20 protein-coding genes and 2 pseudogenes are annotated in these 19,500 nt (G+C 61.6%); 5 read left to right on the forward strand and 17 right to left on the reverse strand.

Annotated features, from left to right (window positions below; genetic code table 11):
* Positions 1-25 precede the first annotated feature (25 nt).
* The 12 genes from lpdA to BQ8482_RS33530 form a co-directional block, all read right to left on the reverse strand.
* Positions 26-1,489 carry a dihydrolipoyl dehydrogenase gene (gene lpdA, locus BQ8482_RS33475; protein ID WP_123151469.1) on the reverse strand — a complete coding sequence of 488 codons (1,464 nt, stop codon included), beginning with the start codon at positions 1,487-1,489 and terminating at the stop codon, positions 26-28.
* Between the two features lie 18 nt (positions 1,490-1,507).
* Positions 1,508-2,146: an SGNH/GDSL hydrolase family protein gene (locus BQ8482_RS33480; protein WP_123151470.1), complete on the reverse strand. Its 639-nt coding sequence runs from the start codon at positions 2,144-2,146 to the stop codon at positions 1,508-1,510.
* A 145-nt stretch (positions 2,147-2,291) separates the two neighbouring features.
* Entirely contained in the window at positions 2,292-3,704 is a 1,413-nt protein-coding gene (locus BQ8482_RS33485) for a pyruvate dehydrogenase complex dihydrolipoamide acetyltransferase (RefSeq protein ID WP_123151471.1), read from the reverse strand.
* 9 nt (positions 3,705-3,713) lie between these two features.
* The gene (locus tag BQ8482_RS33490) at positions 3,714-4,007 is read right to left on the reverse strand and encodes a DUF5076 domain-containing protein (RefSeq protein WP_036262673.1); all 294 of its coding nucleotides are present in this window, start codon (positions 4,005-4,007) and stop codon (positions 3,714-3,716) included.
* Between the two features lie 4 nt (positions 4,008-4,011).
* The gene (locus tag BQ8482_RS33495) at positions 4,012-5,400 is read right to left on the reverse strand and encodes a pyruvate dehydrogenase complex E1 component subunit beta (RefSeq protein ID WP_123151472.1); all 1,389 of its coding nucleotides are present in this window, start codon (positions 5,398-5,400) and stop codon (positions 4,012-4,014) included.
* A gap of 15 nt (positions 5,401-5,415) precedes the next feature.
* A complete protein-coding gene (pdhA, locus tag BQ8482_RS33500) occupies positions 5,416-6,456 on the reverse strand; it encodes a pyruvate dehydrogenase (acetyl-transferring) E1 component subunit alpha (protein ID WP_123151473.1) in 1,041 nt (346 codons plus the stop codon).
* Positions 6,457-6,628: 172 nt separating this feature from the next.
* Positions 6,629-6,952, reverse strand: coding sequence for an FtsB family cell division protein (locus BQ8482_RS33505; RefSeq protein ID WP_123151474.1), 324 nt, complete (start codon positions 6,950-6,952; stop codon positions 6,629-6,631).
* Positions 6,953-7,137: 185 nt separating this feature from the next.
* A complete protein-coding gene (eno, locus tag BQ8482_RS33510; protein ID WP_123151475.1) occupies positions 7,138-8,412 on the reverse strand; it encodes a phosphopyruvate hydratase in 1,275 nt (424 codons plus the stop codon).
* A 407-nt stretch (positions 8,413-8,819) separates the two neighbouring features.
* Positions 8,820-9,185, reverse strand: coding sequence for a PRC-barrel domain-containing protein (locus BQ8482_RS33515; protein ID WP_123151476.1), 366 nt, complete (start codon positions 9,183-9,185; stop codon positions 8,820-8,822).
* 95 nt (positions 9,186-9,280) lie between these two features.
* Positions 9,281-9,484 (reverse strand): dodecin family protein, encoded by a 204-nt coding sequence (locus BQ8482_RS33520; protein WP_027154003.1) that lies wholly within the window; start codon positions 9,482-9,484, stop codon positions 9,281-9,283.
* 103 nt (positions 9,485-9,587) lie between these two features.
* Complete coding sequence (gene kdsA, locus BQ8482_RS33525) at positions 9,588-10,418, reverse strand: 3-deoxy-8-phosphooctulonate synthase (protein ID WP_123151477.1); 831 nt, start codon at positions 10,416-10,418, stop codon at positions 9,588-9,590.
* Positions 10,415-11,323 (reverse strand): VOC family protein, encoded by a 909-nt coding sequence (locus BQ8482_RS33530; protein WP_123151478.1) that lies wholly within the window; start codon positions 11,321-11,323, stop codon positions 10,415-10,417. The genes kdsA and BQ8482_RS33530 overlap by 4 nt, the downstream gene beginning before the upstream one ends.
* Positions 11,324-11,468: 145 nt before the next feature.
* Here BQ8482_RS33530 and BQ8482_RS40220 point away from each other — a divergent pair, with 145 nt between their 5' ends.
* On the forward strand, positions 11,469-11,594 hold the full coding sequence (locus BQ8482_RS40220) for a hypothetical protein (RefSeq protein ID WP_280178892.1): 126 nt from the start codon (positions 11,469-11,471) through the stop codon (positions 11,592-11,594).
* 28 nt (positions 11,595-11,622) lie between these two features.
* On the opposite strand, the gene BQ8482_RS33535 is transcribed toward BQ8482_RS40220, so the two are convergent.
* Positions 11,623-11,913 carry a Dabb family protein gene (locus BQ8482_RS33535; protein WP_123151479.1) on the reverse strand — a complete coding sequence of 97 codons (291 nt, stop codon included), beginning with the start codon at positions 11,911-11,913 and terminating at the stop codon, positions 11,623-11,625.
* A gap of 106 nt (positions 11,914-12,019) precedes the next feature.
* A complete protein-coding gene (locus tag BQ8482_RS40225; RefSeq protein WP_280178893.1) occupies positions 12,020-12,154 on the reverse strand; it encodes a hypothetical protein in 135 nt (44 codons plus the stop codon).
* 240 nt (positions 12,155-12,394) lie between these two features.
* On the opposite strand from BQ8482_RS40225, the gene BQ8482_RS33540 reads away from it, so the two are divergent.
* Positions 12,395-13,651 carry an SAM-dependent methyltransferase gene (locus tag BQ8482_RS33540; RefSeq protein ID WP_123151480.1) on the forward strand — a complete coding sequence of 419 codons (1,257 nt, stop codon included), beginning with the start codon at positions 12,395-12,397 and terminating at the stop codon, positions 13,649-13,651.
* A 5-nt stretch (positions 13,652-13,656) separates the two neighbouring features.
* Here the strand turns inward: BQ8482_RS33540 and BQ8482_RS33545 are convergent.
* Both BQ8482_RS33545 and BQ8482_RS33550 read right to left on the reverse strand, forming a co-directional pair.
* Positions 13,657-13,867, reverse strand: a pseudogene (locus BQ8482_RS33545) (5'-nucleotidase C-terminal domain-containing protein); the annotation flags it as partial.
* A gap of 150 nt (positions 13,868-14,017) precedes the next feature.
* The gene (locus tag BQ8482_RS33550) at positions 14,018-15,283 is read right to left on the reverse strand and encodes an NAD(P)/FAD-dependent oxidoreductase (RefSeq protein ID WP_123151481.1); all 1,266 of its coding nucleotides are present in this window, start codon (positions 15,281-15,283) and stop codon (positions 14,018-14,020) included.
* A gap of 268 nt (positions 15,284-15,551) precedes the next feature.
* Between BQ8482_RS33550 and BQ8482_RS33555 the strand changes: the two genes are divergently transcribed.
* Complete coding sequence (locus BQ8482_RS33555) at positions 15,552-16,154, forward strand: 5-formyltetrahydrofolate cyclo-ligase (protein WP_165848825.1); 603 nt, start codon at positions 15,552-15,554, stop codon at positions 16,152-16,154.
* On the opposite strand, the gene BQ8482_RS33560 is transcribed toward BQ8482_RS33555, so the two are convergent.
* Entirely contained in the window at positions 16,151-16,624 is a 474-nt protein-coding gene (locus BQ8482_RS33560) for an Lrp/AsnC family transcriptional regulator (protein WP_023675099.1), read from the reverse strand. The two genes, BQ8482_RS33555 and BQ8482_RS33560, sit on opposite strands and share 4 nt — an antisense overlap.
* A gap of 159 nt (positions 16,625-16,783) precedes the next feature.
* On the opposite strand from BQ8482_RS33560, the gene ald reads away from it, so the two are divergent.
* Positions 16,784-17,899 carry an alanine dehydrogenase gene (gene ald / locus BQ8482_RS33565; RefSeq protein ID WP_123151483.1) on the forward strand — a complete coding sequence of 372 codons (1,116 nt, stop codon included), beginning with the start codon at positions 16,784-16,786 and terminating at the stop codon, positions 17,897-17,899.
* 198 nt (positions 17,900-18,097) lie between these two features.
* Positions 18,098-19,397: pseudogene (locus BQ8482_RS33570) on the forward strand (outer membrane protein).
* Positions 19,398-19,500: the final 103 nt, after the last annotated feature.

The raw sequence follows: 19,500 nt of genomic DNA on the forward strand, positions 1-19,500 counted from the left end.
TGTCGAGTCTCACGCGGTCAATTTATCACGCGTTCAGCGCGCGGCCATAGGCGTCGAGGACGCTTTCCTTCATCATCTCCGACAGCGTCGGATGCGGGAAGATCGTATGCATCAGCTCTTCCTCGGTGGTCTCCAGGTTCATCGCCACGACAAAGCCCTGGATCAGCTCGGTCACTTCGGCGCCGACCATATGCGCGCCGAGCAACTGCCCGGTCTTCTTGTCGAAGATGGTCTTGACGAAACCCTGGTCTTCACCGAGCGCGATGGCTTTGCCGTTGGCGGCGAACTGAAAGCGGCCGACGCGGATGTCCTTGCCCTCGGCCTTCGCTTTCGCTTCCGTCAACCCGACGGAGGCAACCTGCGGGTTGCAATAGGTGCAGCCCGGAATCTTCAGCTTGTCAGTGGCGTGCACGCCGGGGAAATTTGCGATCTTTTCCACGCAGACCACGCCTTCATGTTCGGCCTTGTGGGCGAGCATGGGCGGGCCGGCGACATCACCGATGGCGTAGATGCCGGGCACATTGGTGTTGCCGTAGCCGTCGACGACGACGCAGCCGCGCTCGGTCTTCACGCCGAGCGCTTCGAGGCCGAGGTTCTCGATGTTGCCCTGCACGCCGACGGCCGAGATCATCCGGTCGGCGGTGATCTTCTCAACCTTGCCGTCCTTCATCTCGACATGCGCGGTTACCGAATTCGCACCATTCTCGACCTTGGTGACCTTGGCCTCGAGGATGATCTTCATGCCTTGCTTCTCGAACTGCTTCTGCGCGAATTTCGAGACCTCTGCGTCCTCGACCGGCATCACCGCCGGCAACAGCTCGATCACCGTCACCTCCGCGCCCATGGTGCGGTAGAATGAGGCGAATTCGATGCCGATTGCGCCCGAACCCATCACCAGCAGCGATTTCGGCATCTCTTTCGGCACCATCGCTTCAAAATAGGTCCAGATCAGCTTGCCGTCGGGCTCGATGCCGGGCAGCGCACGCGGCCTGGCGCCGGTCGCCAGGATGATGTGCTTGGCGGTGTAGGTGCCCTCACCCTTGACGCCCTTGGGCGCCGGCGGCTGCGGCTCCATCGGCTTCTTCGACGATTTCGACACGACGATCTCGCCCGGCTTATCGCCGGAAGCCGCCTTGGAAAGCTTGGCCTCGCCCCAGATCACGTCGACCTTGTTCTTCTTCATCAGGAAGGCGACGCCGCCGTTCAGCCGCAACGAGACCTTTCGCGAGCGGTCGACCACGGCAGCGGTATCGACGCTGACCTTACCGTCGATCTTCAAGCCGTAGTCCTTCAGATGATCGGAATAGTGCATAATCTCGGCCGAGCGCAGCAGCGCCTTGGTTGGGATGCAGCCCCAGTTGAGGCAGATGCCCCCGAGATGCTCGCGCTCGACGATTGCCGTCTTGAAGCCGAGCTGGGCGGAACGCACCGCCGTGACGTAGCCGCCGGGGCCGGAGCCGATGATGATGACGTCGTAGTTCTCAGCCACGGATTTCTCCCTGATTCCCTAGAGTTCCAGCATGACGCGCACGATTGGCGCCAATGCCTGCCCGATTTTCCGCGTGTTCTCCGCGTCGAGATGGACACCGTCGAGCGGCGTGGTCTCGGCCACCGAGCCCGCATCGAAGAAGCCGCAGCCGGCCTCGTCGGCAAGGGCGGAATATTGCGGTGCCAGCCGCTTCGACGCTTCATCGCCGCCGGCGAACATTTCCTTGAACTCGGCGTTTTCCGTGCGGCTGACCGCGGGCGGCGCGACGATCAGGATCTGCGGCGCCGGCCAATCGAATGGGTAATCGTGCCCGCGCACGATATCGATCAGGCGCTGGACGCCCTGCTTGGCGGCGACCGGATTGCCGTGGATCCACGGCTTCATGTCGTTGGCGCCGAGCATGATGATGATCAGGTCGATCGGCGCATGCGTCATCAGGATCGTCGGCAGGATTCTTGCGCCGTTACGGTCGGCGCCGGCCAGATGGTCGTCGAAAGCTGTTGTGCGGCCGTTCAAGCCTTCGGCGATGACCTCGATACCGCCTCCCAACGTCGCCTGCAGCACACTCGGCCAGCGGTCCTTGAGCGGGTGGCGATCCAGACTTGCCGCATCATAGCCCCAGGTCAGCGAATCGCCGTAGCAAAGGACTGTTTTCATGCGCTTGCCCCGCTCCTGCCAAAGCCTGCTTGTGTGCGCTTCACCCGCCAACACATGAACAGCCATTGCACGATGATCGTCACGATGCCTGGAAGGCTGAAGGGAAAAAGGCTGGTGAAGAATTTCCGCACCGCCTTCTTCCTTTCTAGACCAGCATGTCCATCGGATTTTCGATCATGCGCTTGAAGGCGCCGAGCAGTTCGGCGCCGAGCGCGCCGTCGACGGCGCGGTGATCGGTCGACAGCGTCACCGACATGATTGTCGCGATCTTGATCTCACCGTTCTTGACCACCGCACGCTCCTCGCCGGCGCCGACCGCCAGGATCGTCGCATGCGGCGGGTTGATGACGGCGGCGAAGTCCTTGATGCCGAACATGCCGAGATTGGAAACCGCCGTGGTGCCGCCCTGGTATTCCTCCGGTTTCAGCTTGCGGCTGCGGGCACGGCTGGCAAGATCCTTCATCTCATTCGAGATGACCGACAGCGTCTTTTCGTCGGCGCGCCGGATGATCGGCGTGATCAGGCCGCCGGGGATCGATACGGCAACGCCGACATCGGCATGCCTGTGCTTGACCATCGCGCTCTCGGTCCAGGAGGCGTTGGCATCCGGCACCGCCATCAGCGCCTTTGCCATCGCTTTGATCACCATGTCGTTGACCGACAGCTTGTAGGCCGGCGTTTCACCCTTGTCGGTCTTCTTCACCGGGGCGGCGGCATTGATCTGCGTGCGCAGCGCCAGAAGTGCATCGAGTTCGCAATCGAGCGTCAGGTAGAAATGCGGGATGGTGGTCGTGGCCTCGACCAGCCGGCGCGCAATGGTCTTGCGCATGTTGTCATGCGGGACAAGTTCGTAGGAGCCTTCGGCAAACAGTTTTAGCACCTGGTCGTCCGACATTGGCTTTGGCGCGACAGCCGGAGCCGGAGCGCCGGCAGGTGCGGCTTTCGCGGCTGGTGCCGCCTTGGCGCCGCCACCGGAAATCGCTGCATCGACATCGGCCTTGACCACGCGGCCATGCGGGCCGGAGCCGGTCACCGCGGAGACATCGACACCGGCTTCCCGGGCGATGCGACGGGCAAGCGGCGAGGCGAAGATGCGGCCGTCCGACTGGCTGATCTCCCCCCTTGTGGGGGAGATGGCCGGTAGGCCAGAGGGGGGCGCCTCGCTCCTTGCGCCTGGCGGGACAGCGCCCCCCTCTGTCGACTTCGTCGACATCTCCCCCACGGGTGGGGAGATTGGCGCCTTATCCTGCTTTGCCTCGGCTTTTGCCGGCGCGGCAGCGCCGTCACCGCTCTTGGCAGCAGCCGCCGCATCCTCGCCTTCGGCGGCGAGAACGGCGATCAGCGCATTGACCTTGACGCCTTCGGTGCCGGCCGGAACCACCAGCTTGGCCACCGTGCCCTCATCGACGGCCTCGACTTCCATCGTCGCCTTGTCGGTCTCGATCTCGGCGATCACATCGCCCGGCGAAACCTTGTCGCCCTCCTTGACCAGCCACTTGGCAAGATTGCCTTCTTCCATCGTGGGCGACAGGGCCGGCATGGTGATGTTGATCGGCATTTTTCCTCCTCAGTTCCGCCCGGTTAGCGAACGGTGCTGGATATTGAACTGCTCCGACATTCTGCCTCGATAGCCTTCTTCCAATGCCTGAAGCGTCTCGATTTCAGGGATGCCATCTTGTTCCAGTCTCATCCTGGCTATGTGCATGCCGACATCAGCGAGCACCATGCCCCAGTTGTGAGCGTTTGGTCCAAAGAGGTCTTGCATCGTGACGACCGCGTCCGAACCAATCCAGACGCGGAGTATTTCATCGAATTCGCTGTTCTCGACGACCACCGCGGGAACTTCTAGTTCGCGCGACATCTCGTTAACCCCGGTACGTCACGGCTTTCACCGCCTCGATGACTCCCGCGACATTGGGCAGCGCCAGCTTTTCGAGGTTCGCCGCATAGGGCATCGGCACGTCCTTGCCGGCAATGGTGATGACCGGCGCGTCGAGGAAATCGAAGGCGCGCTGCGACACCTGGTTGGCGATGTGATCGCCGACCGAACTTTGCGGAAACCCTTCTTCCACCACCACCAGCCGATTGGTCTTCTTGACCGAGGCGATAATGGTGTCGAAATCGAGAGGGCGGATGGTCCTGAGGTCGATGACCTCGGCATCGATACCCATGCCGCGCAATTCGGCCTCGGCCTTCACCGTGTAGGTCATGCCGATGCCGAAGGAGACGATGGTGACATCCTTGCCGGATTTGTGGATGCGCGCCTTGCCGATCGGCAGCACGAAATCGTCCATCTTCGGCACGTCGAAGGACTGGCCGTAAAGGATTTCGTTCTCGAGGAAGATGACCGGGTTCGCGTCGCGGATCGCGGCCTTCAGCAACCCCTTGGCGTCCGCGGCGGTGTAGGGCATCACCACTTTCAGGCCGGGAATGTGGCTGTACCAGGCGGCATAGCACTGCGAATGCTGGGCGGCGACACGGGCGGCCGCGCCGTTCGGCCCGCGAAACACGATGGGCGCGCCCATCTGGCCGCCGGACATATAGAGCGTCTTCGCGGCGGAGTTGATGATCTGGTCGATCGCCTGCATGGCGAAGTTGAAGGTCATGAACTCGACGATCGGTCTCAGGCCGGCCATCGCCGCGCCAACGCCGACGCCGGCAAAACCGTGTTCGGTGATGGGCGTATCGACGACGCGCCGCGCCCCGAATTCCTGCAGCAGCCCTTGCGTGATCTTGTAGGCGCCCTGGTACTCGGCGACCTCCTCGCCCATCACGAAGACGTCGTCGTCACGGCGCATTTCCTCGGCCATCGCGTCACGCAGCGCTTCGCGCACGGTGGTCGAGACCATTTCCGTGCCGGCCGGGATGTCGGGATCGGCGGCGATTTCGGTTCTCGGCGCCGCGGCGACAGGTGCTGCGCCCTCGCTTTTGGCCGCAGCAGGCGCTGGCGCTGCTGTTTCAGCCTTGGCAGGTTCCTCGCCGATGCCTTCGCCTGCCTTGTCGATGTCTTCACCATCAACGGCGAGCACGGCGATCAGCGTGTTGACCTTGACACCTTCGGTGCCGGCAGGAACCACGATCTTGGCTAGCGTGCCTTCGTCGACGGCCTCGACTTCCATCGTGGCCTTATCGGTTTCGATCTCGGCGATGACATCACCAGCGACAACCTTATCGCCCTCTTTCTTCAACCATTTGGAAACATTGCCCTCTTCCATGGTCGGCGAGAGAGCGGGCATGAGAATTTCGATCGGCATGTCCTTGCCCTCTCGTTACAATACGATGTCGGTCCAGAGCTCGGACGGATCCGGCTCTGCGTCATTCTGGGCAAATTCGGCGGCGTCGGCGACAATGTCGCGAACCTCCTTGTCGACGGTCTTGAGCTCGTCCTCGTCGGCCCACTTCTTGTCGAGCAGGCGCGCCTTGACCTGCTCGATCGGGTCACGCTCGGAGCGCATCTTCTGCACTTCTTCCTTGGAGCGGTATTTTGCCGGATCGGACATCGAGTGACCGCGGTAGCGGTAGGTCTGCATTTCGAGAATCAGCGGCCCCTTGCCGTCACGGCACCATTCGGTTGCGAGATCGCCGGCTGCCTTGACTGCACGGACGTCCATGCCATCGACCTGGATACCGGGGATCTTGAAGGAGTCGCCGCGGTGCGAAAAATCCGTCTCGGCCGACGAACGCGATACCGAGGTGCCCATGGCATAGCGGTTGTTCTCGATGATATAGATCACCGGCAGCTTCCACAGCGAGGCCATGTTGAAGCTCTCATAGACCTGACCCTGATTGGCGGCGCCGTCGCCGAAATAGGTCAGTGTCACATTGTTGTTGCCGCGATAGCGATTGGCGAAGGCGAGGCCGGTGCCGAGCGAAACCTGCGCGCCAACAATGCCGTGGCCGCCGTAAAAATGCTTCTCCTTGGAGAACATGTGCATGGAACCGCCCTTGCCCCTGGACAAGCCGCCGCGGCGCCCGGTCAATTCGGCCATGACGCCGCGCGGCGACAGTTCCATCGCCAGCATGTGACCATGGTCGCGGTAGGCGGTGATCATCTGGTCGCCGTCGATCAGCGCCATCTTCATGCCGGTGACAACTGCTTCCTGGCCGATATAGAGATGGCAGAAGCCGCCGATGAAGCCCATGCCGTAGAGTTGGCCGGCCTTTTCCTCGAAGCGGCGGATAAGCAGCATGCGCCGGTAGGCGTCAAGCTCCTCGTCCTTGGTGAAGTCGACAGGTTTGGGGGCTGAAAGCCCCGCCGATTTCCCGTCGGATCTGGATTTGGCAGGCGCTTTTCTGGCGGCGGTGGCCATGCATCACTCCCTGTTGGCGTCTCTTGCGGACACTGAGGGAGATCAGTTCTCCCCACCGATTTGGGAAAGGCTAACACGCGGGAAAGCGTTTCGCCATGCTGAAAAATGCATGGCTGACATGCGTCTAAGCGATTAAAATCGTTGAAAATATCGGCGATTAACTTGAATTTGGTTATCTTGTCGTAGCCGGTAACATGATGGTGATTTCGTCGGCGTGGGAGACATTGAGCGCCTTGCGCGCCTGCTCGTCGAGCATGTCCTTCTCCAGCGTGCCCTGATGCATCAGCTGAACACGCCGCTGCAGTTCGAGCCGGCGCGCCTTGACGGCATCGAGCTTACCTTGCAGGGCGACGGCTTCGGCTTCCAACCGGTATTTGGAATAGATGCCGAATTCGCCGTGATAGGCGTGAAAGCCGAAATAGGCGAGGAACGCCACGCACAGCGAGGGGATGATTAGCCGACCGGTATTTCTCTGCTTGTGCTGACGTGTCCACATGATCCAAATCCCTTAGAGCGCCGCGCGTCCTCTTGGACGCGCAAAGGACGCTCTAACACTCTGCGACCTCGCCCTTTCTCGCTCGATTGTGCTTAATGGACGGTTACGGACGACCGGATTTGGCGGTGTTGAAACAGAAAAGGCGGGGAATGCCCCGTCTTTTCATTCGGGTTATTTATGTGGACTCAGCCTTTCACGATCGACTTGCCGGCGTAGAGCGCCTGCTTGCCGAGCTCTTCCTCGATGCGGATGAGCTGGTTGTACTTGGCCATGCGATCCGAGCGCGACAGGGAGCCCGTCTTGATCTGTCCGCAATTGGTGGCAACGGCGAGATCGGCGATGGTCGAATCTTCGGTTTCGCCCGAGCGGTGCGACATGACAGCGGTGTAGCCGGCCTTGTGCGCGGTCTCGACGGCGTCGAGCGTTTCGGTCAGTGAGCCGATCTGGTTGACCTTGACCAGGATAGAATTGGCGACGCCCATGCGGATGCCGTCGCGCAGCCGCGCCGTATTGGTGACGAACAAATCGTCACCGACCAGCTGCGTCTTCTTGCCGATGAGGTCGGTCAGCGTTTTCCAGCCATCCCAATCGTCTTCGGCCAGCCCGTCCTCGATGGTGATGATCGGATAGTCCGCGGCGAGCTTGGCCAGATACTTGGCCTGGGTCTTAGGATCGCGGGTCTTTTTCTCGCCTTCATAGACGTAGTTGCCGTCCTTGAAGAATTCGGTCGCGGCGCAGTCGAGGCCGAGCGCAACCTCTTCGCCCGGCATGAAGCCGGCCTTCTCGATCGATTCCATGATGAAATCGAGCGCAGCGGGCGCGCTCTTCAAGTTAGGCGCGAAGCCGCCCTCGTCACCGACATTGGTGTTGTGGCCGGCGTCCTTCAGCCGCTTCCTCAACGTGTGAAAGATTTCCGAGCCCCAGCGCACCCCGTCACGCAGTGTCGGCGCACCGATCGGCAGGATCATGAATTCCTGGAAATCGATCGGGTTATCGGCATGGGCGCCACCGTTGATGATGTTCATCATCGGCACCGGAAGCACATGCGCCTTGCTGCCACCGACATAGCGGTAGAGCGGCAGGCCGGCCGCTTCCGCCGCAGCCTTAGCGACAGCCAGCGAGACGCCGAGGATGGCATTGGCACCGACCCGGCTCTTGTTGGGCGTGCCGTCGAGCTCGATCATGGTCTGGTCGATGTGGATCTGGTTCTCGGCTTCCATGCCGCCGATAGCTTCGAACAGCTCGCCGTTGACGGCCTCTACCGCCCGCAGGACGCCCTTGCCGAGGTAGCGGGCGCCGCCGTCGCGCAGTTCGACCGCCTCATGCGCGCCGGTCGAGGCGCCGGAAGGCACCGCAGCGCGGCCCATCGAGCCGTCTTCGAGCACGACGTCGACCTCGACGGTCGGGTTTCCGCGGCTGTCCAGGATTTCGCGCCCGACAATATCGATGATGGCAGTCATTGCGATGTCCCCGATTGATCTGACGAAGCGTCGCGCACGTCTTAGCCAAAGTGCTGCAAAACGCAATCGGGGCGTCCGCAAATATTGCCGCCACCTCCGCCATGCCGGTTCACGAAGCACAAATTGCTGTCATCATAAGTCATGTCAGTCATAGGTCTTGGCGGCATGCGGCTTTCTGGTTTATGCTCGCGCTGCGCGGGGCGAAACAGGAGGAGTTTCGCCATGTCTCAGTTGAGCGGTATTGTGAGTTTGTTCCTGATCGCGGCGGCGTTTTTGACGTCGTGTGACACTCAGCAGCCTCAACAGGGCGCGGTAGAGTTGTCGACCCTTGCGGCGGAGTAGATAGATATCCTGCAAAAAAGGCCCCCGGTCCAACCGGGGGCCTTTTTGATTCCGGCAGAGCAAGGTCAATGCCAATAAGGCTCGACCTTGTAGTAACTGTATGAAGCATCACGCGCGGTCTCGCCGTCGGCGCCCGTCAGTTCATTGATCGAATAGGCGGGAGCAGCCTTCAGTTGCTCCTTCGTGAACGGCACGACATAGCCGCCCTTGTTCTCGTCATAGTCGAGGCTCGCCCACGGAATGGCGTGGTACTTCTCGCCGATGCCGAGAAATCCGCCAAAGCCGATCACGGCAAACATGATTCCATTCGACAACTTGTCGAGCATGACATCCTCGATGTCGCCGATGTGCGTGCCCTCCGTGTTGTAGACGGATGTGCCGATCACCCGCGAGGCAGCGATGGCTTCAGTGTGTCCTGTCTGGGTTGTCATGATGTGCTCCTTTTGTCGTTCACTTCAGGTCGACAATGAGGAGAGGGCTGCGAAGGTTCCCGACTTTATGAACGCGGCCATACGTGCAGGGCTGATCACTCAGCGAGGATGAAGGTGACCTTCATGTTGACGCGGTAGGCGGAGATCTTGCCGTTCTCGACGACTACCTTCTGGTCCTGGATCCAGGCGCCTTCGACGTTCTTCAAGGTCTTTGCGGCACGGGCAATCCCCTGTTCAATGGCATCCTGAAAGCTCTTATTCGACGATGATGTGATTTCGGTGACGCGGGCGACGGACATGGCTTCCTCCTCCAAGGCACTCGGTTGCCTGGGCAGCGTACAACCGGCGCCTGTTGATCACAAGGTTTCGGGGTCGGACTTAGAGCTGGACCGCTGAACTTGCTCAGCCCTTGGCGACGCGATCGAATGCCATCAGCCTTTGAAGCAGCGCCTGAAGGTCCTTCAGCGGCACCATATTGGGACCGTCGGAGGGGGCATTGTCGGGATCCTGATGCGTCTCGATGAAGACGCCGGCGACACCGACCGCAACCGCAGCGCGCGCCAGCGTCTCGACGAAGCGCCGATCGCCACCTGACGAGCCGCCCTGCCCGCCCGGCTGCTGCACCGAATGCGTGGCGTCGAAAATCACCGGCGCGCCGATCTCGGCCATGATCGGCAGGGCGCGCATATCGGACACCAGCGTGTTGTAGCCGAAGGACGCGCCGCGCTCGGTGACCAACACATTGCCGTTGCCGGAACCGGTGATCTTGGCGACGACGTTCTTCATGTCCCACGGTGCGAGGAACTGGCCCTTCTTCACATTGACGACCTTGCCGGTTCTTGCCGCCGCGATCAGCAGATCGGTCTGGCGGCTGAGGAAAGCCGGAATCTGCAGGATATCGACATGCGGCGCCACGAGCGCGCACTGTTCCTCGGTGTGGATATCGGTCAGGATCGGCAGCGAAAACGCCTTGCGCAAATCGTCGAAGACGGGCAGCGCCGCGTCGAGCCCGGCGCCGCGCGTGCCGCCAAGCGAGGTGCGGTTGGCCTTGTCGTAACTGGTCTTGTAGACGAGGCCCAGCCCGAGCTTCTCGGTCAGTTCCTTCAGCGCGCCAGCCATGTCGAAGGCGTGCTGGCGCGATTCAAGCTGGCACGGGCCGGCGATCAGCGACAGCGGCGCGGTGTTGCCGAAGACGACATTGCCGACGGTTACGGACGAATTGGGCTTGCTCATGCTTTCTCCTGGAAAACGAAGGCCGCACCCTGCCCGGATGCCGGCCGCACGACAATATCATCGCCGCGTATGTCGTGTTCGACGGAACTTGCTGCAAGCAGCTTGGCGACCGTGTCGGCGAAACGAACTGAAAAGACGATCGCCGCGAAGCGGAGTTCCGATGGCGCGCCGGCACGTATGCCGAAGCGCGTTTCGAAAGCGACGGGATCAAGCAGGGTCAAGGTCGCGTTCGGCAGGTCAAACGCAGTGCTGCTCCCCTGCCCGGTAGCCGGACTGCGCGTCGCGATCGAAATCAATCGGCGCTGTTCGGATGGCTCGTTGCTGACCGCCACGACTTCGATAATGCCGGTTGCGCCATTGGGGTGGATCTGCAACGCGGTGCGGTCTACTTTCGGCGTATTGATCCGCTCGCAGGCGAACAGGAATGCGTCCGTCGCCCCGGTGCCGGAGGCGAAGGCCAGTTTGAACGATGCCGTGTCGCTCTTTCCTGCCGGATCGGTGAAGGCGCGCGAAAAGCTCAGCATGTCTCCGGCAGACAGGCCGGCTTCGACATAGCGCACGTGATCGGCATCCGCATCTCCGGTGCCCAAGACCAGGGCGGAAAATCCCTCATTGCCGCGCTTGTCGCGATAGGCGCGATCGCGCGCGAGGAAGACGTTGCTGTCGGCGATCGCTTTCGCCACCGCCTGCTCGTTGCCCACCGCCAGCGGCTCGAGATAGGTGCCGTCCTCAAGGAAGACGCAGCAGTTTTCCGTCCCGAAAGGATGGATGCCGGTCGGCGCCACGACAAAGCCAAGCGAAACCAGCCGCGCCCGCGCCACGTCGAGGCTCGCGGTCGGCAGCACAAGATGGTCAAGCGGATAGGTGCGCGGCGGATAAGGGCCTGCTGTCTTCGTCTCGGTCATGCCGGCGCGGTGTGCATCATTCCGGAATTTGGTTCAAGAGCCTCGCCTGACGCCGCAAGGATCCAAGGCAGCCGATCGCGTGGCCGCATTACGCGAACCTCCGGGATACTTGCCGCTGCCGGAAAACCGACCTACGTCAACCAAAATGAGAAAGATCCTGTTCATAGCGGCAGCGGTCGTCGCAATGGCTGTTCTCGCCATGCTGGTCTGGGACGCGCCGAAGCGGCCGGGCGCCGATTCGACAGAACCGACCGCCGCTCAGACGGAGTAACGTTGCTCCTGCTTCGCTCAATTTCTCTTCAGGTTGCCGCCACAACATCCGCCGAATATCGCAATTCGCGCAGTGGTTTGACCTGGCTGGTCGTCTCGGCATAGAGCGGATGCGCCTTGTAGGCGGCCAGGGCGGCATCATCCTCGAACTCGGCATAAACGACCACGTCGATCTCGTTCGAAAGCGGGTCGACCTTGCTGTTGAGCGTCACCTCGAAAAGACGGGAATGGGGGATGTTGCCCAGCGCCAGCAAGCCCGTGCGTACGGCCTCGACGTCCACTTTGTGCCGCGCGCTGAAGAAAACGATATGCCGGATCAACCCAAGCCTCCTCGATCGATGTGCAAGCGTGTTTTGTGTGGGCAAAACGGTCGCGTCAACCGGCAACGATGTCGCGGCGACACGGCATTGGACGGGGAAAAGAACCCTACACCATCCCGGTGATGTAGCGCACGATGCGCGTTATCTCCCTGACCGTGGTGTCGAGATAGCGGCCCTGATTGTAGAGTCCGTCCCAGATCAGGAAGAACGTGACGGTGCAGATGACGATGACATAACGCATGGCTAAAACTACTGCATCTGGGTGGCTGCAACCATAGTGATTCCGGCGTTGATCAGCGCCCTCCCGCAAAATCTATCCATTGATCCATGTTCGCTTGCCTTGGCTCTTGAAGTTCCCTTTGATGACGTGAAAGATTGCTGCGGGGATTCATCGGGAAGCGGCGCGCCCTGGCGAATGAACTGCGAGAGAGTGGAAACCGCCAATTTGCGCCGGCGCCGCAGAAATCCCCGGGGGCGTGACATGGCTCACAAGGAAGACACCGGCGTTGCGTCGGGCGACGCGGTCAGGTTGGACGAATTCAATTTCGCCGAGACCGTCAAAGGCCTGCCGGCCAAGGCGCGCATGGTACTGTCGGCGGCGATGAACCTGCCGCGTGGCTCGCTCAAAGTGAGGATGCCGGACGGCCGCGCCGTCCTCGTCGGCGGCAAGGGCCCGGGTCCGGACGCCGAACTGGTGCTCAAGAACTGGCGCTTGCCCGGCCGCGCCTTCACCGGCGGCACCATCGGCATCGCCGAATCCTACATCGACGGCGATTGGGACAGTCCCGATGTGACCAGTTTCCTGGAACTGTTCGTAGTCAATTCAGAAATCGGAGAGCGCATCGCCGGCGGCGCCAACTGGCTGATCAACGCCGTCCAGCGTGTCCGCCACTGGTTCAACCAAAACACCCGCACCGGCTCGAAGCGCAACATTTCGGCGCATTACGATCTCGGCAATGCCTTTTACAAGGAATGGCTGGATCCGAGCATGACCTATTCTTCGGCGCTCTATGCGGCTGGCGCCAACGATCTGGAAAGCGCGCAAGCCGCCAAATATCGCGCGCTGGCCAAGGACACGGGCATCGGCGCGAACGACCACGTGCTTGAAATCGGTTGCGGCTGGGGCGGCTTTGCCGAATTCGCCGCGCGCGAGATCGGCTGCCGCGTCACCGGGCTGACGATCAGCCGCGAGCAGCATGATTTCGCCAGAGCACGCGTCCAGAAGGCTGGATTTGCCGACAAGGTCGACATCAAGCTGCAGGACTACCGCGACGAAACCGGTTCCTACGACCGCATCGCATCGATCGAGATGTTCGAGGCGGTCGGCGAAAAATACTGGCCTATGTTTTTCGGCAAGATGAAGGATTGCCTGCGGCCTGGCGGCACCGCCGGCCTGCAGATCATCACCATCAACGAGAAAGCCTACGACACCTATCGCGCCCGGCCGGATTTCATCCAGCGTTACGTCTTCCCGGGCGGCATGCTGCCGACGCCGTCGATCCTGAAAACGCTCGGTAAAGACCATGGCCTTGCTCATCTGCGCGAGCGCATTTTCCCGGACGACTATGCCCGCACGCTCGCCGAATGGCGCCTTCGCTTTTGGGGGTCATGGGAAAAGATCGTCCCACTCGGTTTCGACGACCGCTTCAAGAAGCTCTGGGAATTTTATCTGCACTATTGCGAAGCCGGCTTCCGCGCCAGCTACATCGATGTCCGCCAGGTGGTTTACAGGGCCTAGACTAGGGCGTCCGCCGACGGGTTGATCGTGCCCTGGCTGATGAGGTAGCACAATCACGTCGCGGTTGGTGTCCAGCGCCTTGCAGATGATCTTCGAGGTGTTGATCTCCGGGAAATTGCCGCCACCGTCGGCGCGGTAGTTGTTGGTGATGACGACGAATTCCCGCATGGGATCAATTGGTTTTCCGTCGAACATCAAGTCGATGATGCGGTCCGAGCCGGCTCCTGTTCAACGACGTGCCAGGCTTCAACGACGTGCCAGGCTTCAACGACGTGCCAAGTCCTGCCCGAAGCAAAGCCGCGTGCCTAATCCAGTCGAAGTCCATCAGGAACAGAGGACGTGCGGATGAATGTGCGCGCGGAGACGTCAGCTTCTGTCGTCGTCGCCTTGGGTGATCAGCCGCGCGCTGCGCTGACCTGTCACGTAAATCCATAGCCAGCTCAGCGAAACCGCAAGCCGGTTACGGAATCCAATCAGGAAATAGATGTGCGCGAGACCCCACAGCCACCAGGCCAGCCGGCCAGTGAGCTTGATCCAGCCGAAATCGATCGCGGCGGCGCGCTTGCCGATCGTCGCCAGATCGCCGTCATGCTTGTAGCGGAAAGGCCGCGGGGTCATGTCGCCGGCAAGCCGGGCCTTGATCGTCGCGGCGACATGCCGGCCCTGCTGTTTGGCGGCGGGTGCTACGCCGGGCACCATGCGGCCGTCCGGCCGCAGGACGTGTGCTGCGTCGCCGACGACGAAAATCTCCGGGCTGCCCGGCACGGTCAGGTCGGGCTCGACCAGCACCCTGCCCGCGCGGTCCGCTGCTACCCCCAGCCATTCGGCGGCCGGCGAAGCGGCAACGCCTGCTGCCCACAGAATGGTTCTGGCCGGCAGGTGCGTGTCGCCAAAGAGGACGCCCTCGGCATCGCATCGTGTAACGGGCCGGCCGAGTTCGACCGTCACGCCAAGCCGCTCAAGCGCCTTGCTGGCATAGCCGGAGAGTTCTTGCGCAAAATTGGGAAGAATGCGGTCACCGGCCTCAATCAGCACCACGCGCGTCTGCCGCGTATCGATGTTGCGGAACTCACCGCGCAGCATGTCGTGCGCCAGTTCGACAATGGTGCCGGCCAGTTCCACGCCGGTCGGTCCGCCACCAACGATCGCCAGCGTCAGCAGCGCTTGGCGCTTGGCGGGATCGGTTTCCCGCTCGGCCTGCTCGAAGGCCAGCAGAATGCGCCGTCGAATGGTGGTGGCATCCTCCAGCGTCTTCAACCCTGGCGCGAAAGGCTCCCATTCGTCATGGCCGAAGTAGGCGTGGCGGGCGCCGGTGGCCAGCAGCAGCGTGTCGTAGGCGACCGCGCCGCCATCATCGAACAGCACGCGCCTGCCGACGCGGTCGACTCCGCTGACGGTGGCGAGCAGCGTCATCACGTCCTTGCGCTTGCGCAGGAGATGGCGGATCGGCCAGGCGACTTCCGAGGTCGCCAGCGCCGTGGTCGCCACCTGGTAGAGCAGCGGCTGGAAGAGATGATGGTTGCGCTTGTCGATCATGGTGATGCGCACCGGCGCACCGTCAAGCGCGCGGGTGAATTCGAGCCCCCCAAAGCCCGCCCCGACGACGACGACATGATGGCTGGATTCGTTCATCTCATTCACTCCGGGAGAGCAGGTTGGCCGGGAGAACAGGTTGGCCGGGAGAGCAGGCTGGAGAGCAATTTCGCCAAATCTGATGTAGGGACTTTTGTGCACTGCAACAACATCCGACTTTGCCGACTGCCCGCCCTAAGATGTCGCGAATGTACATGCCCACTCCTGCCGCCGAGTATAATTTCATTGAAACTGACGACAGGAGTGGAACTTGGATAGCGATCATGACGATGAAGGTCAGGCTCACTATTCCTCGCCCCCTTGCTTCATGCACGAACTCGACCCGGAATTCCGGGCGCCCCTGTCCGACTGGACCGACGTGAAACGATGGCGCAAGGCCGAGCGCGAGCGGCTGATTGCGGCGCGCCTCGCTGTCTCGGCTGACGCTCGGACGGCAATGTCGCAGCGCATCGGCGAAAGCCTCGACGCGGTTATCGGCGACGTCGCCGGCCGCGTGGTCAGCCTCTACTGGCCGTTCCGCGGCGAGCCGGATCTGCGGCCATGGATGGCTTCCGTCAATGAGCGCGGCGGCCGTACTGCACTGCCAATCGTCGTCGAGAAAGGCAAGCCGCTGATCTTTCGCGCCTACGCACCGGGCGACCGGCTGGAGAAGGGCGTCTGGAATATCCCGATCCCGGCTGAAGGCGATCCGGTGCTGCCAGACATCGTCATCTCACCGATCGTCGGCATCGATCCGGGACAGTATCGGCTGGGCTATGGCGGCGGCTTCTTCGACCGCACACTGGCGGCGATGCCTTTCAAGCCGCTGGTCATCGGTGTCGGCTACGAACTGCAGCGCATTGCCACCATCTATCCGCAGCCGCACGACATCCCGATGGACCGGGTGGTGACGGGGGCCTTCAAGGCCTAAGCAAGTTCCGGCTTCATCCCCACCGCCGTCCGGTCGACGATCTCGCGCAAGGCGAAGGACGAATTGATCTTCGTCACATGCGGCATCGCCGACAGCCATTCCTTGTGGATGCGCTCATAGTCGACGAGGTCCTTCGCCGCGATGCGCAGGATATAATCGTATTCGCCCGACATCAGGTGGCAGGACAGGACATTCGGGCAGCGCTTTATCGCCGCCTCAAAATCCGACAACGTCTTCTCGAATTGCCCCGACAGCGATATATGCACGATTGCCGTCATCTGGTGGCCAAGAGCAGCGTTGGAAAGCCGGGCGTGGTAGCCGCGGATGGTTCCGGATTTCTCCAGATTGTCCAGCCGCCGCGAACAGGCGGATTGCGACAGGCCGACCTTCTCGGCAAGCGCCGCGTTGGGTATCCGCCCATCCTTCTGCAACGTTTCGAGAATGGCGATATCGATCCTGTCGAGCGGCATTTTTCGGGATTCCTGCGACAATCCAGCTATTTTGCGCAACGATTATCGAACCATGCCCTTCTGCGCAAGCGCATTCGCAAACACTTACCGGACGATTCGTGGTTCACTATCTGTAGACAGGGAACGTGCCCCAAAGGGCCGGATCAGGAGGAGAAGAAGATGCGCGTCGGCTGCCCCAGAGAAATCAAGAACCACGAATACCGCGTCGGCCTGACGCCGGGCTCGGTCCGCGAATATATCGCGCATGGCCACGAAGTACTGGTCGAGACCGGTGCCGGCGCCGGCATCGGCGCCGACGACAACGCCTATCGAGCAGCAGGCGCTACCATCGCCAAGACGGCCGCCGACGTGTTTGCCAAGTCCGACATGATCGTCAAGGTCAAAGAGCCGCAGCCCAATGAATGGGCTCAGCTCCGCGACGGCCAGATCCTCTATACCTATCTCCATCTCGCTCCGGATCCGGAGCAGACCAAGGGCCTGCTGGCCTCGGGCGTAACGGCCATCGCCTACGAGACGGTCACCGACGACCGCGGCGGCCTGCCGCTGCTGGCGCCGATGTCGGAAGTCGCCGGCCGCCTGTCGATACAGGCCGGCGCCACCGCGCTGCAGAAGGCCAATGGCGGCCGCGGCGTGCTGCTTGGCGGCGTGCCCGGCGTTCTGCCCGGCAAGGTCACGGTGCTCGGCGGCGGCGTCGTCGGCCTGCACGCCGCCCGGATGGCGGTCGGCCTTGGCGCCGACGTCACCATCATCGACCGCTCGATCCCGCGCCTGCGCCAGCTCGACGATATCTTCGGCGGCCGCGTCCACACCCGCTATTCGACCGTCGAGGCGCTGGAAGAGGAATGTTTTTCGGCCGACATCGTCGTCGGCGCCGTGCTGATCCCGGGCGCCGCCGCGCCGAAACTCGTTTCGCGCGAGATGCTGTCGGGCATGAAGAAAGGCTCGGTGCTTGTCGACGTCGCGATCGACCAAGGCGGCTGCTTCGAGACCTCGCACGCCACAACTCATGCCGAGCCGACCTATGAGGTCGACGGCGTCATTCACTATTGCGTCGCCAACATGCCGGGTGCGGTGCCGGTCACTTCGGCCCACGCGCTCAACAACGCAACGCTGCATTACGGCCTGCAGCTCGCCGACAAGGGCCTGAAGGCGCTGATCGACGATCATCATTTGCGCAACGGCCTCAATGTCCATAAGGGCAAGATCACCAACCGCGCGGTGGCCGAAGCACTCGGCTATGAGTTGGTCGAGCCGAAGGCCGTTCTCGCCGCCTGAACCCTGCCGCTCAATCCTCTGCCGACAGAGCCGCCGACGCCCTCGGCGGCTCTTTTTCCACAAGCAAATTTCACGGTTTGCGATTGGCTGACCGGCTTTGCCCGTATTGGTTGCAACGTGTTCTTGTGGCTTTTTTTTTACAGCCGCCAGCATGGGCAGGTGCTAGACGGGTGGCGGGTCTTTCAAAAGGTAGGGGCAATGACCAGCAAACGATTCGCAAAATCTCTTCTTCTTGGCGCAGTTCCGTTCTGGCGCTCGGATCGGTTTCCCATGCCGCCGACGCGGTTGTGCCGGTCGTTGAGACGTCGGCCTTCAACTGGAGTGGCCTCTATGTCGGCTTTGGTGTTGGCGCCGGCGCCAATGTCCACGAGATCAGCAGCGATTTGGTTCCTGGCTTCTCGTTCAACGGCATTGGTGGTGAAGGCGTATACGGTGAACTGACCGTTGGGTACGACTACATGGTGTCGCCGCGCTTCCTGATCGGCGGACTTCTGGATGCCCCATGCCGGCAACATTGAAACCGCTCGATGTTGCTGGTTTTGAAGCTTCGGTCCGCGAGACCTACGGTTTCGACGCTGGGTTGCGGCTTGGTTATCTCTTCACGCCAAACACCTTGGGCTATGTGCTGGGTGGCTATTCCTGGCAGAAATACAAACTCGACACGAACGCTGGTTTTGATTTCGATTGGGACCAGAGCGGCTACTTCGTCGGAGCTGGCGTTGAAACGGCCATCAACAGCAACTGGACCATCAAGTCAGAATATCGCTATACCCGCTTCGGTACTAATGATGATCTCCTTTCCGATTTCGGTGTGCCGGATGGCACCCTCAACCTCGACACGTCGCGGCATACGTTCCAGGTTGCGGCCAACTATCGCTTTGGCGCCCAGAATGGTGGCGTCGCCTCTTTTGAGGCTCCTGCCTACAACTGGACCGGCTTCTACGTCGGCGGCGCCGCCGGTGCGGGTGCATCGGTGCATCAGATCGATGTTCCGCCGGCTGGCGACCTCGAGTTCAACGGGATCGGTGGCGAAGGCGTGTTCGGCGAATTGAACGTCGGCTACGACCATGATTTCGGCAGCTGGGTCGCAGGCGTCATGGTGGATGCCCGCTACTCCGGCATGACTTCGGAACTTGAGATCCCGGGCGGGTCGATCAATCTGGATACTGATTACGGATTCGATGTGCTTGGTCGTGTCGGTATGAAAGTCAACGAATCAACCCTCGCCTACGTGCTCGGTGGTTACAGTTGGCAGCACTTCGATCTGAACGCGTCTTCACCCATCGGCGATTTCCTCGATTGGGACTCCAGCGGCTTCTCGGTGGGTGGTGGTCTGGAAACGGCCATGTCCAGCAACGTGACAGTCGGCCTCGAGTACCGCTATTCGCAGTTCTCCGAGAAGGATTTCTCGTCGGAACTTGGGCTGCCGGACGACACTCTCACCTCCACGCCTTCGTTCCATACCGTCCGCATCGGCGCGAAGTACAAGTTCAATTAAAAACCGTCCAGACAACAGTCAAAGCCCGCCGGTCATTCCGGCGGGCTTTTTCTTTGGGGCGGAAGAAATGCGGGGCGGACAGGGCGGGCAACAAAAAAGCGGA

Source organism: Mesorhizobium delmotii (genome assembly GCF_900149755.1).
In the GTDB taxonomy this organism is placed as follows: Bacteria; Pseudomonadota; Alphaproteobacteria; order Rhizobiales; family Rhizobiaceae; genus Mesorhizobium; species Mesorhizobium delmotii.